Source organism: Rhodococcus sp. P1Y, assembly GCF_003641205.1.
Classification (GTDB): Bacteria; Actinomycetota; Actinomycetes; order Mycobacteriales; family Mycobacteriaceae; genus Rhodococcoides.
This window is the reverse complement of the sequence record NZ_CP032762.1, coordinates 173,279-187,412: the sequence shown is the minus strand read 5'-3', so window position 1 is coordinate 187,412 and position 14,134 is coordinate 173,279. Positions and strand designations below refer to the sequence as shown.

11 protein-coding genes are annotated in these 14,134 nt (G+C 63.4%); 5 read left to right on the top strand and 6 right to left on the bottom strand.

The features are described 5' to 3' along the window. The first annotated feature begins 23 nt into the window (after nucleotides 1–23). The gene (locus D8W71_RS00880) at nucleotides 24–401 is read left to right on the top strand and encodes a nuclear transport factor 2 family protein (protein WP_121110162.1); all 378 of its coding nucleotides are present in this window, start codon (nucleotides 24–26) and stop codon (nucleotides 399–401) included. 40 nt (nucleotides 402–441) lie between these two features. Here the strand turns inward: D8W71_RS00880 and D8W71_RS00875 are convergent, their stop codons facing one another. After that, nucleotides 442–1,341, bottom strand: a complete 900-nt coding sequence (locus D8W71_RS00875; protein ID WP_121110160.1) for an EamA family transporter — start codon at nucleotides 1,339–1,341, stop codon at nucleotides 442–444. Nucleotides 1,342–1,413: 72 nt separating this feature from the next. Between D8W71_RS00875 and D8W71_RS00870 the strand changes: the two genes are divergently transcribed. Then, nucleotides 1,414–2,313: a LysR family transcriptional regulator gene (locus tag D8W71_RS00870; RefSeq protein WP_121110158.1), complete on the top strand. Its 900-nt coding sequence runs from the start codon at nucleotides 1,414–1,416 to the stop codon at nucleotides 2,311–2,313. 74 nt (nucleotides 2,314–2,387) lie between these two features. On the opposite strand, the gene D8W71_RS00865 is transcribed toward D8W71_RS00870, so the two are convergent. From D8W71_RS00865 to D8W71_RS00850, 4 genes are all read right to left on the bottom strand, one after another. After that, on the bottom strand, nucleotides 2,388–2,765 hold the full coding sequence (locus tag D8W71_RS00865) for an SHOCT domain-containing protein (protein ID WP_121110156.1): 378 nt from the start codon (nucleotides 2,763–2,765) through the stop codon (nucleotides 2,388–2,390). Nucleotides 2,766–2,984: 219 nt separating this feature from the next. Then, nucleotides 2,985–4,796 carry a 2-isopropylmalate synthase gene (gene leuA, locus D8W71_RS00860; RefSeq protein ID WP_121110154.1) on the bottom strand — a complete coding sequence of 604 codons (1,812 nt, stop codon included), beginning with the start codon at nucleotides 4,794–4,796 and terminating at the stop codon, nucleotides 2,985–2,987. A gap of 175 nt (nucleotides 4,797–4,971) precedes the next feature. Continuing rightward, nucleotides 4,972–5,205: a hypothetical protein gene (locus D8W71_RS00855; protein ID WP_121118350.1), complete on the bottom strand. Its 234-nt coding sequence runs from the start codon at nucleotides 5,203–5,205 to the stop codon at nucleotides 4,972–4,974. A gap of 136 nt (nucleotides 5,206–5,341) precedes the next feature. Beyond that, the gene (locus D8W71_RS00850) at nucleotides 5,342–7,996 is read right to left on the bottom strand and encodes a LuxR C-terminal-related transcriptional regulator (RefSeq protein WP_121110152.1); all 2,655 of its coding nucleotides are present in this window, start codon (nucleotides 7,994–7,996) and stop codon (nucleotides 5,342–5,344) included. 412 nt (nucleotides 7,997–8,408) lie between these two features. Here D8W71_RS00850 and D8W71_RS00845 point away from each other — a divergent pair, with 412 nt between their 5' ends. Both D8W71_RS00845 and D8W71_RS00840 read left to right on the top strand, forming a co-directional pair. Beyond that, entirely contained in the window at nucleotides 8,409–9,674 is a 1,266-nt protein-coding gene (locus D8W71_RS00845; protein ID WP_121110150.1) for an aspartate kinase, read from the top strand. Between the two features lie 2 nt (nucleotides 9,675–9,676). Beyond that, nucleotides 9,677–10,699, top strand: a complete 1,023-nt coding sequence (locus D8W71_RS00840) for an aspartate-semialdehyde dehydrogenase (RefSeq protein WP_121110148.1) — start codon at nucleotides 9,677–9,679, stop codon at nucleotides 10,697–10,699. Between the two features lie 55 nt (nucleotides 10,700–10,754). On the opposite strand, the gene D8W71_RS00835 is transcribed toward D8W71_RS00840, so the two are convergent. Continuing rightward, the gene (locus tag D8W71_RS00835) at nucleotides 10,755–11,831 is read right to left on the bottom strand and encodes an ABC transporter ATP-binding protein (protein ID WP_121110146.1); all 1,077 of its coding nucleotides are present in this window, start codon (nucleotides 11,829–11,831) and stop codon (nucleotides 10,755–10,757) included. Nucleotides 11,832–11,968: 137 nt separating this feature from the next. Here D8W71_RS00835 and D8W71_RS00830 point away from each other — a divergent pair, with 137 nt between their 5' ends. Further along, entirely contained in the window at nucleotides 11,969–13,717 is a 1,749-nt protein-coding gene (locus tag D8W71_RS00830; RefSeq protein ID WP_442972034.1) for a multicopper oxidase family protein, read from the top strand. Nucleotides 13,718–14,134 lie beyond the last annotated feature (417 nt).

Here is a 14,134-nt window from a genome sequence, read left to right as displayed (position 1 = left end):
CGTGTTACAGAAAGGAGCGTCGGATGACGCCAACGCCCGAGGCCATCGAGAAGACCGTCGACGCATATGTTCGTAGTGTCGCGCACGGAACCGTCGACGACATCCTCGCCCTCTACGCCGAAGGCGCGACGGTAGAGGATCCTGTGGGATCCGAGGTCAGGGCCACCGAGGCGTCGATCAGGGAGTTCTATGCAGTGCTGGAACCGCTCGACCAGAGCGCTGAACTCGTCACGTTGAGGATCGCAGCGAACAGTGCGGCCTTCCAGTTTCGCCTCACCACGACGTTCGGCGAGAACACGTTCGAAGTCTCGCCCATCGACGTGATGGAGTTCGACGACGAGGGCAGGATCACATCGATGCGCGCCTACTGGTCACCGGGGGATCTGAGGCAGGTTTCGTAGTGGCGCGGTTACGTGCCCCACGCGGCACTCGGTCGTGCCACTAGACGCGGAGCGGTTCGGCGAGCGGGGCCGGAGTGCGGCGAGTAGCCATCCCTCCCAGACACCCCGCGATGACGACGGCCGCCCCGATCAGCGACAGTGCACTCGGGTTCTCGTCGAGGAAGATCCACGCGCCGGCGATGCCGACGACAGGCACCAGCAGTGAGAACGGGGCGACGATGCCTGCGGGATGCCGGCTGATCAGGATCGTCCACAGACCCGACCCCGCGATCGTGCCCAGCAGCACGATGTAGCCGAGACCGACCAAACCGGGCCATCCGTCGGCGCTGAACGACGAGCCCAAGGCATGCCATCCGGTCATGGGGCCCTCCGCTGCAGCGGACAGAATCAGCATCGGAATCGGCGGAACGACGCACATCCACAGCATGAGCCGCATCGGTTCCGTCGACTTGGCAAGTCGGTTGCCGAGATTGCCGAAAGCCCAGCCGAGACCCGCCAGCAGAGTCAGTACGACGGGAATCAACGAGGCAGCCTGGGACCGGTCGTATCCGATGAGCGCCATGCCTGCGATCGCAACGGTGATTCCGAGAATCTGACGCCTCGTCACGTTCTCGCGAAGGAGCAGCGCGCCGAGAACGATGGTGAACGGTGCCGAGGATTGCAGAACGAGTGAGGCGAGCCCGGTCGGCATTCCTGCGTTCATCGCGGCGAAGAGAAACGCGAACTGCAGGAATCCGAAGCCGAAGCCGTACAGCAATAGCCATTTGAGAGGCACATTCGGGCGGCGGACGAACAGGACGACCGGCACGGCAATGACGAGAAATCGGAAGCCCGCGAAGAAGAACGGGGGGAAGTGGTCGAGTCCGACGCGGATGGCCAGAAAGTTCAGTCCCCACAACACGGCGACGGTCAGTCCGATGAGGCGATCTCTGGTGTTCACGCGGTCAATCGTCTCCGTGTCGAAGCATCAACACAATCGAATATTTTCGCATCAACAGTTAATGTTTTCTACATGAATGTCGAGCGGCTCAGGATCCTGCGGGAACTGGCCGACCGGGGCACTGTCGGAGCGGTGGCTGCGGCCCTGTCACTGACGCCGTCCGCGGTGTCACAACAGCTCAAAGTACTGGGGAAAGAAGCCGGGGTTCGGCTGCTCGAGCCGGACGGTCGACGCCTACGCCTCACCGACGCCGGCGCCGCGCTGGTGCTTCGAGCCGACGAGGTCCTCGGGGCGCTGGACCGAGCCGCCGCCGAAATGGCGTCGTACGGTGCGTCACCGAGAGGTCGGGTCCGCGTCGCGCTGTTCCCCTCGGGGGCGGCCTTGTTACTGCCCGGAGTGCTCGATCGTCTACGACACAGTGGCACGCACATCGACGCGAGCGACGAAGATCTTCCTGCTTCGTCTGTTCCCGCCCTGCTGGCCGACTACGACGTCGTGCTGACTCATCGCGACGATCGGGCCGCGGTGACGGCGGGACCTCGGATCGAGGTTCGTGGCCTCATGCGCGAACCGATCGACCTGGTCCTCCCGCCTGATCACGCTCTAGCCGGTCAGGACTCGGTGGACTTGCGACAGCTCTCCGACGAGCAGTGGATCAGTGTGCGCGGCGGATTCCCGGTCGACGACGTACTGCTGTCGGTGGCCGCCGTCACCGGTGTTCGGCCGCGAGTGGTGCAGCGAATCAACGACTTTCGCGTCACCGAGGTGCTGATCGCACGCGGGCACGGTGTGGCTCTGATGCCGCGTTATGCCGTCGTGCATCCCGGTCTGGTCAGGTTGCCGCTGTCCGGCGTGCGCGCCGGGCGAGTGTACGAACTGGCGACACGAGTTGGCGCACATGCTCTTCCAGCGGTAGCGGCCGTGATCGATGCGTTCGTCGCCGAAGCTGCTCGGGTGAGTGAAAACACGTGAAATCGGTGCTCAGCGCCCAGTGGCGCGGTTAGGTGCCGTGGCAGGCACTTAATCGCGCCACTAGGCGCAGCCGCCTAGCGAAGCGCCTTTTCCTTCAACTGCGAGAACTCCTCGTCGGTGATGGTTCCAGCATCGAGAAGCGCTTTTGCGTGCGCGATTTCCTCGGCGGACGTCCGACCGGCGACCTGCTTGATGTACTGCTCCTGCTCGTCTTTCGCGTGCTGCACAGCGCGGACCTGGCGCTTGGTCATGTCTCCGCCCTTGGCGATGATATAGACCAATGCGGTGAGGAACGGGGCGACGATGAGGAAGAAGACCCAGATCGCTTTGACCCAACCGGAGGTCTTGTGGTCCCGGAAGAGGTCACCGATTATCGAGAACAGCACCATGAGGTAGGCGACGAACGCGAAACTCACGATGATCAACCAGAGGAAGTCCCAGAACGAGTCCACGATTCAGTGCTCCATTTCGGCAGTTGCATGACCTTCGGGTACATGCTCGCACTGCGTGGGAAGCAAGATCATCATCCGAAACAGGTGAATTCACCCGCACGGGGTGATGTGGCCCAGGGTCGGTCGGGCGCACCGTGGATCGACAGGTCCCCCGGGGCGGTGGAACCACACGGGCCCCTCGTCGAAAGCATGCGACGAGGGGCCCGAGTGGGTCACGGTCTATTTCAGTGCGCGGTTGACTGCCGATACGACGGCGCGCAGTGATGCTGTGGTGATCGAGGTCGCGATTCCCGCGCCCCACACCGTGACTGCCGTTCCTTCGGGTCCGGTGACGGACGCCTCGACGTACGCTGCGGCCTGTGCGTCGTCGCCCGCCGACATGGCGTGCTCCGAGTAGTCCAGGACGCTGACGTCGTATCCGACGGTGGACAACGCATCGACGAACGCGGCGAGCGGCCCGTTTCCTTCGCCTGCGATGTCCTGCTCGACGCCGTCCAGCTTCACCGTCGCGACGATATGGTCGGTGCCGCCGTCGGTTTCGGCCGCAGTGACGCGTTGCTTGATTCGCTCGAGTGGGCGGATCGGGCTCAGGTACTCCTCGGCGAAGACATCCCACATCGCCTTCGGCGACACCTCGCCGCCCTCACCGTCGGTGATGCGCTGCACGGCTTGCGAGAACTCGATCTGCAGCCGACGCGGCAGCGCCAGACCGTGATCGGACTTCATGATGTACGCGACGCCGCCCTTGCCGGACTGCGAGTTGACGCGGATGACCGCCTCGTAGGTGCGGCCGACGTCTTTCGGATCGATCGGCAGATACGGCACCTGCCACGTGATCTCGCCGATGTCCGAACCCTGTTCGTCTGCCGAGACCTTCATCGCGTCGAGGCCCTTGTTGATGGCGTCCTGGTGGCTGCCGGAGAAGGCTGTGTAGACCAGGTCGCCGCCGTACGGGTGGCGCTCGTGAACCGGCAACTGGTTGCAGTACTCGACGGTGCGGCGTACTTCGTCGATATTGGAGAAGTCGATCTGCGGGTCGACGCCGCGAGTGAACAGGTTGAGTCCCAGCGTCACCAGGCAGACGTTGCCGGTACGCTCACCGTTGCCGAACAGGCATCCTTCGATACGGTCCGCGCCCGCCTGGTAGCCGAGTTCGGCTGCGGCGACGCCGGTTCCGCGGTCGTTGTGCGGGTGCAGCGACAGGATGATGCTGTCACGCCGGTTCAGATTTCGGCTCATCCATTCGATGGAGTCGGCGTAGACGTTCGGCGTCGCCATCTCCACTGTGGCAGGCAGATTCAGGATGACTGGCTTGGCCGGAGTCGGATCGATGATGTCGACGACGGCGTCGCACACCTCTTTTGCGTATTCCAGCTCGGTTCCCGTGTAGGACTCGGGGGAGTACTCGTAGCGCCAGTCCGTGTCGGGGTAGTTCGCCGCGACTTCGAGGCATTTGCGCGCACCGTCCGTCGCGATCTTCTTGATCACGTCGCGGTCGGCTTTGAACACCACGCGGCGTTGGAGGATCGAGGTGGAGTTGTAGAAGTGCACGATGACGCTACGGGCACCCTCGCAGGCGAGGTAAGTGCGCTCGATCAGTTCCGGGCGGCACTGCGTGAGGACCTGAATGGTGACGTCGTCGGGAATTGCGCCGTCCTCGATGATCTCGCGGACGAAATCGAAGTCGGTCTGGCTGGCCGACGGAAATCCGACCTCGATCTGTTTGTAGCCCATGCGGACCAGCAGATCGAACATACGACGCTTACGCGCGGGGCTCATCGGGTCGATGAGTGCCTGATTGCCGTCACGCAGGTCGACCGCGCACCACTGGGGTGTGCGATCGATGATCTTGTCCGGCCACGTGCGGTCCGGCAGGGTGATCGGTTCGACCTCTTCGGCGAACGGGCGATACCTGTACGTCGGCATCGAGGAGTTCTTCTGCGTGTTCCACACGGGCTGGTCGCTCGGTGCGGGACGAGAAGGGGGCGTGATGGTGCGTGAGCCTGAGGTGAATGCGTCGGCTGGTGACATGGCTTTGATCTCCGGGGTTACGTCGCTGCAATATGGATATCGACCGGCGCGATGAAACCCCGCGACGGGAAGCCAGTCTCGATCAGACCCCGTCGCGGCGATCAAGGAGAAGCGCGCGCTGCATGAATGCGAGTGTACTACCGACCATGGGCACTCCACGTCCGGGTTCGACAGGTCAGTCCGGCAGTCTCCGCAATTCGATGACGGTGAGGCCGAGCGCATCGAATCGGGCGAGCATTCCGCGCAGAGCCGTGTCATCGTCGATCGGCCCGAACAGACGAGTGAAGGTCGCTGGAATCGGGGCGACAGCGAGATCGGGGAAAGCCGCCTTTGCGCGCTCGGACAGGTCGCCGTCGACGACGAACTCGTAGCGGATTCCGTGCGCATACTGCCCGGAGGGGTGAGCCATGTCGATCGCTCCTGCACTCTTCTCGTACCGAGCAACCTCCGCGAGCTCCATCGATGGACCTTGCGTGCCGATGCCGTAAGTACAGCGTCCGTTACGCCGACGGCTCAGGCATCACCCGAACATGATGAATGCGCTCTCAGAGCAGACCGAGTTCGTGTGCGGCGGCAATGGCATCGCGCCTCGACCGCACTTCCAGCTTGCGGTAGATACCCCGCAGATGGGTTTTGATCGTGTTCACCGATACGAAATGGTCGGCGGCGATCTGCTCCGCGGTCCGCCACGACGGCAGTTCGCGGAGCAGTTCGAGTTCGCGGCGCGTGAGGGTCCCGGTGGTGGGCCGGTCGGCGGACGTGTTCTGGTGAGGAACGCAGGCCCGCGCGCGGTCGGCGAACGCTTCCAGGAGTCCGAATCGTCCGTGGTTGTGCGTCAGGATGTCCCGGACGCGGCTGCCCGCTTCCACGAACGGGAGCAGAATCGATTCCGGTTCTGCCAGGGTCAGCGCGCGAACGACCATGTCGAAGGCGCGGATGGGATGCTTCCTTGCCGCCGCGATGGACGCGGCCGCGAGGAGAGCCCGCACCGTATTCACCGGACTGATGCACTGCTTCGTGCCGTCGACGATCGTCGACAGCTCGTTCTCCGCGTTCTCGACTCGCCCGTGTGCACGATGGATCTCGGCGACGAGGAGTGCGACGTCCCCGGTACGGCCGAGACGTCGGGCGGTGACCTCGACGAGCTCGGTCGCACGATGGATTTCGCCGAGGGCGAGGTATCGACGCTGGATCATCGGCGCGAACAGGGCTTCGAATCCAGCCAGTGCAGGGCGATCGAACTCGAGCCACTCCCGGTCGTCGTGGCCGAGCCGGGCTGTGGTGGCGTTCAGCGCCCAACTTGCCCTGCGCCCGTAGTCCGCCACCGCCGGGTCGTGCGATCGTGCGATGTCGATCCACACGTCGTGGGGGATCTGAGTCGACATAGGGGCGACGTGCAGTGTGTCGATGAGGAGTTCGAGCGACTGCACGACGGAGGAGAGCGGTGATTCGGTCAGGCTGTGCAGCCTCGAGTAGTCACGCGCTTCCTGTGCCGTGGCGAGAGCGTCGTCGAAGTGAGCTGCGAGAAACTGGGTTCCCGCGACCGTGGCCATGCAGCCGAGCGCGGTGAGATGGAGGTTGCCGGCGCGTGCGTTTGCGGTCGCGTCGGCGAGATGATGCAAGGCGCCTGCAGTGCGCCCGAGGTGAAGTTCGGCGAGGCCGGTGACCATCAGGGTGTACGAATCGAGTTCGGGTGAACCGGACTCACCGATGTCGAGTTGCATCATGCGAGCGAGGGCGCCGGCGATCTTCCCCGTATGGATCGACGCGTGGACTTCCAGTGCGCGCCGGAGCATTTCGGCGTCGAGATCGACTCGCGTAGTGCGGTCGGTGACGGGTGTGGTGGCCGACCGTCGCAGCGTGGACAGAATCGACACCGCGGGCGCAACGGTCCCCTCCGTCAGAAAGGCTGCTGCGCTGATCAATTGAGAGATCGGGTGCCTTCGGACCTCGTGGGGGCTCCGGCTCATGGCGGTCAATACCTGAGAGCCGTCGCCGCGCAGAACCATGCCGAGGCCGGAATCGCGGAGGGTGTCGATGATCGTCGCGGAATCGCCTGCGTGAACGCTGTGCTGGAGTGCCTGCAGCGGTTGGCGATAGGCGTTGAACCACGACGCGGCGACGCGTTCGAGGTTGCGGATCTGCTCGACTCCGAGACGGGCGATCTCGGCACGAAGATATCCGCGCATGAGCGGATGATATCGATAGACGGGCTCCGGCCCAGGCACTCTCTCGATGAGAAAATTCTGCGCGAGGAGACCATCGATGATGTCTTGTGCGTGGTTCTCGCCGGTCAGCCTCTCGGCGAGATCGGTTGTGAACCAATCGGGTACGGATGTCTCGACGAGAAAGGTTCGTACATCCTTCGGTAGGTGCGACAGTACTTCGCCCACCAGGTAGTCGGCGACGGTGTGCTGTGTCCCAGTGAAGGCGTCGAGTACGTCGGAGGGCTGTGCGGAGCCCGTCAGCATCATCCCGGCGAGGCGTAGCCCGGCAGCCCAACCCTCGGTGCGATTCATCAACTTCGACAGATTGTCCTGTTGCAGAACGAGTCCCGATCTCGCAAGCATCTCGGTGGCCTCGTCGGGTGTGAAGGCGATGGTGGACGACGAGATGTCGTGAACCAGCCCGTCCAACCGCAATTTCTGCAACGCGAGCGGCGGCTCGAATCGTCCGGCGACAACGATGCGTACGTTGCGCGGTGGCCACCGGAGGAAGGCTCCGATCAGCCCGAGAACCTCTCGGTGGTGCAGTAGGTGGCTGTCGTCCAGAACCAACGTGATCTGCTCGTCGACCGACTCGAGGGCCTCGACGAGAAGGCCGCTGAAGTGCTCGTAACCCGGATCGTTCTCGGACGGGAGTGAAGCGATGGCATCGGTCAGCGCGGCCGACCCGGCGTGAGCGAAAGTGAAGGCGACACGTGTACGCAGTCCCGCGACGTCGTTGTCGGACTCGTCGACAGTGAGCCACGCGACGGATCCGAGATCGAGGCCCCGCGCATCGATCCAGTCGACAAGCAGCATCGTCTTGCCGGAACCCGCTGGTGCGGTCAGAAGTGTGACGGAGCCGGAATTCCACGCGCGGTCGAGCTCGTCGAGGAGGCGGTGTCGACGAATCGTCGCGCCGTTGAGGGTGGGAATGCGACTGCGCAGTAGAGGTGCGGGCGGTACCGAGGGCGCAGACAAGGGCAACGTGGTCATACACGACCCTTTCCTGACGAAAAATCGCACGTGAGATGCGATGGACGGGCCAATAGTATTCCCTTCCTTGCGATTTCGGGCACCTTACGGAAGCATTCGAACTGATCGGTATGTAGCAGGCGCCATCTCCGTAGGGCTATCGGTTTTTGCTCGATCGGTCCGAGATCGACGCCGGTTTAACCGCTGAAAAACAAGCAAGAGAACGTGATGTGGGCCGCCGTGAAGTCGATGCGGGCGGCGACGGCGATACTCACTGGCGCGATCCTGCAGAGCCTCCGCGCCGATCGGCCGCCGTAGCGTCGATCACCGCAGGTGAGAGGCCATGCCGAAGTACCCGCAGCACGTCACGGGCCTGCGTCTGACGTAAGGTGGACAGGCCCGATCACCCAATTTGCAGTGGAGGTACACACGCGTGGCTCTCATCGTCCAGAAGTACGGTGGATCGTCGGTGGGCACCGCCGAACGCATCCGACGCGTTGCTGAACGAATCGTCGAGACCAAGAAGGCGGGCAACGACGTAGTAGTAGTCGTCTCTGCCATGGGTGACACCACCGACGAGCTCCTCGACCTGGCCCAGCAGGTATGCCCGGCCCCTCCGGCTCGCGAGATGGACATGCTGCTCACCTCGGGTGAACGCATCTCCAATGCGCTCGTCGCGATGGCCATTCATTCGCTCGGCGCCGAGGCGCGCTCGTTCACCGGCTCGCAGGCAGGCGTCGTCACCACCAGCGTGCACGGCAACGCCAAGATCATCGACGTCACGCCAGGCCGCGTACGCAGTGCGCTCGACGAAGGTTCCATCGTGCTCGTCGCAGGGTTTCAGGGCGTCAGCCAGGACAGCAAGGACGTCACGACGCTCGGCCGCGGTGGCTCGGACACCACTGCCGTCGCGCTTGCAGCGGCTCTGAACGCCGATGTCTGCGAAATCTACACCGACGTCGACGGCATCTTCACCGCCGATCCGCGCATCGTCCCCAACGCGCGCCATCTCGACACCGTTTCCTTCGAAGAGATGCTGGAGATGGCAGCGTGCGGCGCCAAGGTGCTTATGCTGCGCTGCGTCGAGTACGCGCGTCGCTACAACGTTCCCGTACACGTTCGGTCGTCGTACACCACGAAACCCGGAACCATCGTCTCCGGATCTATGGAGGACATCCCAGTGGAAGAAGCCATTCTCACCGGCGTCGCGCATGATCGCAGCGAAGCGAAGGTTACCGTCGTCGGGATTCCCGACTCTCCCGGTTATGCCGCCCAGGTCTTCCGCGCAGTTGCCGACGCAGAGATCAACATCGACATGGTGCTCCAGGGTGTGTCGAAGATCGACACCGGCAAGACCGACATCACCTTTACATGCCCCAAGGCCGACGGCCCGACGGCAGTGGAGAAGCTCACCGCGCTGCAGGCCAAGATCGGTTTCGCGCAGGTGCTCTACGACGATCACATCGGCAAGGTCAGCCTCGTCGGTGCAGGAATGAAGAGCCACCCGGGCGTCACCGCTACGTTCTGTGAGGCACTTGCCGACGCAGCCATCAACATCGACCTCATCAGCACCTCGGAGATCCGAATTTCGGTGCTGGTCAGCGACACTCAGCTCGACGACGCCGTGCGGGTTCTGCACGAGGCGTTCGATCTCGGCGGCGAGGAAGAAGCTGTCGTACACGCAGGGACAGGACGATAACCATGACCGTAGTTGCAGTCGTAGGCGCCACCGGGCAGGTCGGCGCCGTCATGCGAACCTTGTTGGAGGAGCGAAACTTCCCGGCCGACACCGTTCGATTCTTTGCATCCGCACGTTCGGCAGGCAAGAAGTTGCCGTTCCGCGGTGAAGAGATCATCGTCGAGGACGCATCCACCGCGGACCTCGCCGGCATCGACATCGCGTTGTTCTCGGCCGGCGCAACGCTCTCTCGTGAGCAGGCACCGCGCTTCGCTGCAGCGGGCGCTGTCGTCATCGACAACTCCTCGGCATTCCGCAAGGACCCCGAGGTTCCCCTCGTCGTCAGCGAAGTGAACCCGGACGAGGCCAAGAACCCGCCCAAGGGCATCATCGCGAACCCGAACTGCACCACGATGGCCGCGATGCCGGTCCTGAAGGTGCTGCACGACGAGGCCGGTCTGCAACGTCTCATCGTCTCCAGCTACCAGGCGGTCTCGGGCAGCGGCCTCGCCGGCGTCGAGGAATTGGCCACCCAGGCACGTGCCGTCATCGACGACGTGGAAAAGCTCGTGCACGACGGCTCGGCGGTCGACTTCCCGGCGCCGAACAAGTACGTCGCGCCCATCGCGTTCAACGTCCTGCCGCTGGCAGGCGCGCTGGTCGACGACGGATCGGGCGAGACCGACGAGGACCAGAAGCTCCGGAACGAGTCCCGCAAGATCCTCGGACTGCCCGACCTGCTCGTCAGCGGCACGTGCGTGCGAGTGCCGGTCTTCACCGGGCACTCCCTGTCGATCAACGCCGAGTTCGCGAACCCGCTGTCGGCGGAGCGGGCTCGCGAGATCCTCGCAACGGCTCCCGGCGTGGAGTTGGTGGACGTTCCGACCCCGCTGAATGCCGCAGGCAAGGACGTGTCGCTGGTCGGCCGCATCCGTCAGGACCCCGGCGCTCCCGAGGGCCGTGGGCTGGCGCTCTTCGTCTCGGGTGACAACCTGCGTAAAGGTGCTGCACTGAACACCATCCAGATCGCCGAACTGCTGGTGTAGAGCCAGTGGCGTGAATAAGTGCCCTCCACGGCACTTATTTCACGCCACTAGGTGTTCAGCTGAGCCTGACGCCCTCGCCGGAGCCGTCGAAGACGTGGGCATGGGCTTCGTCGAAACGGATGCTGACCACGTCTCCCTTCTGCGGCGGGTCACGCCAGTCCGCGCGCGCGACGATGGTCTGCGTGGTGCCGTTGATGTCCGCGCGCCCGAACACGAAGGCTTCCGAACCGAGTTCCTCGACGACGTCGATCTCGAGCTTCACGCCCGAGGACACGATCTCCACGTGCTCGGGACGAATTCCGAAGACGACCTCGCTCCCGGTGGACCCGGAAAGGGTGCCGCGCGACACCGGAACGACCTGGTCACCGATCCGCACGCCACCGTCGGTGACGGGCACGCGGAAGAGGTTCATCGACGGTGACCCCATGAACCCGGCCACGAAGACGTTGGTCGGCGTCCGGTAGAGCTCTCGCGGCGACGCGCACTGCTGCAGGACGCCGCCTTTGAGGACTGCGACCCGGTCACCCATGGTCATGGCCTCGACCTGGTCGTGCGTGACGTACACGGTCGTCGTGGCGAGTCTGCGCTGCAGTTGAGCGATTTGCGTACGAGTCTGGACACGTAGCTTGGCGTCGAGGTTGGACAGCGGTTCGTCCATGAGGAACACCTGCGGTTGACGAACGATGGCTCGTCCCATGGCAACTCGCTGACGCTGCCCTCCCGAGAGCGCCTTGGGCTTGCGGTCGAGATACTCCTCCAAATCGAGCAGTTTCGCTGCCTCGAGGACGCGCGTGCGAATCTCTTCCTTGTTCGCCTTCGCGAGTTTGAGCGCGAACCCCATGTTCTCGGCGACGCTCATGTGTGGGTAGAGCGCGTAGTTCTGGAACACCATCGCAATGTCGCGATCCTTGGGTTCGGAGTTGGTGACGTCCTTGCCGCCGATGAGAATGCGGCCGCTGTCGACCTCCTCCAGTCCGGCGAGCATGCGCAGGGATGTCGACTTCCCGCAGCCCGATGGTCCGACGAGTACGAGAAATTCACCGTCGGCGATCTCGAGGTTCAAAGCGTCGACCGCGGGGGAGTCGGAGCCGGGAAAAAGCCTGGTGGCGCGTTCGAATGTGATCGAAGCCATGACGAAGTAGATCCCTCCACCGGCAGGAACGTGCCGGACGATCCGAGTGGGGTGTCGACGGGTGCCGACGGCTCAACATAGTATGTCCACCATCACATCAAGGGAGGTAGAGGGTGGAGGGACTGTCACGACGGTCGATGTTCCGTGCCGCCGGTCTCGCGGCCCTCGCTGGAGCCGCGGTTATCCCCGCAGGAAGTGCCGCTCGCCGCGCGTTCGCCGACGACATCTTCGGCGGCAACAGCCCGCTTTTGTTTCACTCGCCCCCGCTACAGCCGTTTCGTGACGAGTTGCCGAGGTTGCCTTCTCTCACGGGAACTTCGTTGGAATTGAGCGCGCGCAGCGCTACCCACGCCTTTCACGCCGATCTCGCGCCCGCCCCAACCTTCGGATACGGCGATCTCGACTATCTCGGCCCGACCATCGAAAGCGTTCAGGGCCAGCCGTGGACGCTGCGCTACACCAACACCACCGATTCGAACCCGCTCGCCGCAGACGTCGATACGTCGCTGCACGGCATGAGTGAGCACGACCGTCATCTGACGCCGACGTCGTTGCACCTGCACGGGGCGATCACCCGGCCCGACAGCGACGGGCACTCCGAGATGTTGGTTCGACCGGGCGAGTCACTCACGCACAGCTTTTCGGGCCTGAACGACGCCGCCGGGTTGTGGTACCACGACCACGCGATGTCAATGACGCGCATCAACGTCTATGCGGGGCTCGTCGGTGTCAATCTCGTTCGGGATCAATTCGACTCGGGACTGCCCGACAATTCGCTCGGACTACCGTCGGGAGAATTCGAAGTACCGCTGGTGCTGCAGGAAAAGATCATGAATCCCGACGGGAGTATGAGCATCCGATCCAATATCACTGTCCCGCAGGGGAAGTGGGAGGGTGGCGGAACCGGCGACGTCGGTGTCGTCAACGGCAAGATATGGCCGACGATGGAAGTAGCGCGTGGTCTCTACCGCTTCCGCATCGTCAATGCAGGCTCGTACAGTGTGTGGAATCTGTTCCTCTCCAACCGGCAGAAGTTCTGGGTCATCGGGAACGACGGAGGTCTGCTCGACGCACCCGTACTGACCGACAGCATTCGGTTGGCGCCTGCTGAGCGCGTGGACGTACTGGTCGATTTCGGCGCTCTGCAGCCCGGTGAACTGGTCGAACTGCGCAACGACGAGCCACCGCCGGCGCAGGCCGCGTCGCTGGGTGCGGTGCCGATGCCGCTGTTCTGCCAGTTCAGGGTGGCGTCGGGGCGTGGTTTCGCTGGAGACGTCATGACGATGTACCGGGGTGGCAAGGGACAGCCGGCGTTGCTGCCTGCTCTGCCGCCGGTGCAGGCGCAGCGGACTGTCACGGTCAATCAGCCGTCGGCCGGCTTGTCGCTGGCGCCGCCGATGATGACGCTCAACAACCTGCGCTACAGCGACCCCGACATCGAGATGCCCGCTCAGGGGGCCGTCGAACAGTGGAACATCGTCAACACGACGTTGGAGCCGCATCCGATTCACCTGCATCTGGTGCACTTTCGGACGATCGGCCGGGCCCCCGTGGACCTCGTCGCGTACAACCGCGACAACCCGCGACCCGATGTCGGGGTGAAGTGGGCGCCCGATGTGGAGCGCTACGTCACCGGACCGACTGGGCCGCCGGCGCCGTGGGAAGCCGGGGCGAAGGACACCGTCAACACGTACCCGGGCACCGTGACGCGCATCCTCGTCCGGTTCCCGACGGCGGACGAACTCGGATTCGACCCCGACGCAACATTTTCCGCGGCATCGAGCCATCATGGGATGAGTGCGGAGCTGCAAGGCTACATGTGGCACTGCCACATGCTCGACCACGAAGACCACGAAATGATGCTGAGGTATCGGGTGGTGCGCTGACGCGCTCAGGCCAGCCGTCGGGCTCTCGCCTGAGCCGCCTCCTCGGGATGGTGTTTGTCCTGGTACCGCCGCATAGGCCAGAACAGCACCCAGGCAAGAAAAAAGCACACTGCGCACACTGCAACGTAGAAAACCCAGAATGGGTAAAGAACTAGTAAAAGCAATTGCATTAGTTGCTTTACTATTATTGGATATCCGTTTGCCTGGGAAACAATTCTGGCTAAATTTATTTTGCGAAAGTACCTACGTGGTTCCGAGTAGGGTTCGTCAGCGCTGAAACCCAAGCCCCGCCGTCCATCTGTGCTGGTCATCGCCATTCCTTTGCCATAATACAAACGAATACGAACGATAAGCGATAACGGTTGGAATTCGATTGGATCGTCGGCCGTGCGCGAATGCACTCGGTGTGGCTCAATT

Coding starts and splice junctions, on each gene's coding strand:
- D8W71_RS00880 (WP_121110162.1), top strand. CDS start 24: ATGACGCCAACGCCCGAGGCCATCGAGAAGACCGTCGACGCATATGTT.
- D8W71_RS00870 (WP_121110158.1), top strand. CDS start 1,414: ATGAATGTCGAGCGGCTCAGGATCCTGCGGGAACTGGCCGACCGGGGC.
- leuA (WP_121110154.1), bottom strand. CDS start 4,796: ATGTCACCAGCCGACGCATTCACCTCAGGCTCACGCACCATCACGCCC.
- D8W71_RS00855 (WP_121118350.1), bottom strand. CDS start 5,205: ATGGCTCACCCCTCCGGGCAGTATGCGCACGGAATCCGCTACGAGTTC.
- D8W71_RS00850 (WP_121110152.1), bottom strand. CDS start 7,996: ATGACCACGTTGCCCTTGTCTGCGCCCTCGGTACCGCCCGCACCTCTA.
- D8W71_RS00840 (WP_121110148.1), top strand. CDS start 9,677: ATGACCGTAGTTGCAGTCGTAGGCGCCACCGGGCAGGTCGGCGCCGTC.
- D8W71_RS00835 (WP_121110146.1), bottom strand. CDS start 11,831: ATGGCTTCGATCACATTCGAACGCGCCACCAGGCTTTTTCCCGGCTCC.
- D8W71_RS00830 (WP_442972034.1), top strand. CDS start 11,969: ATGTTCCGTGCCGCCGGTCTCGCGGCCCTCGCTGGAGCCGCGGTTATC.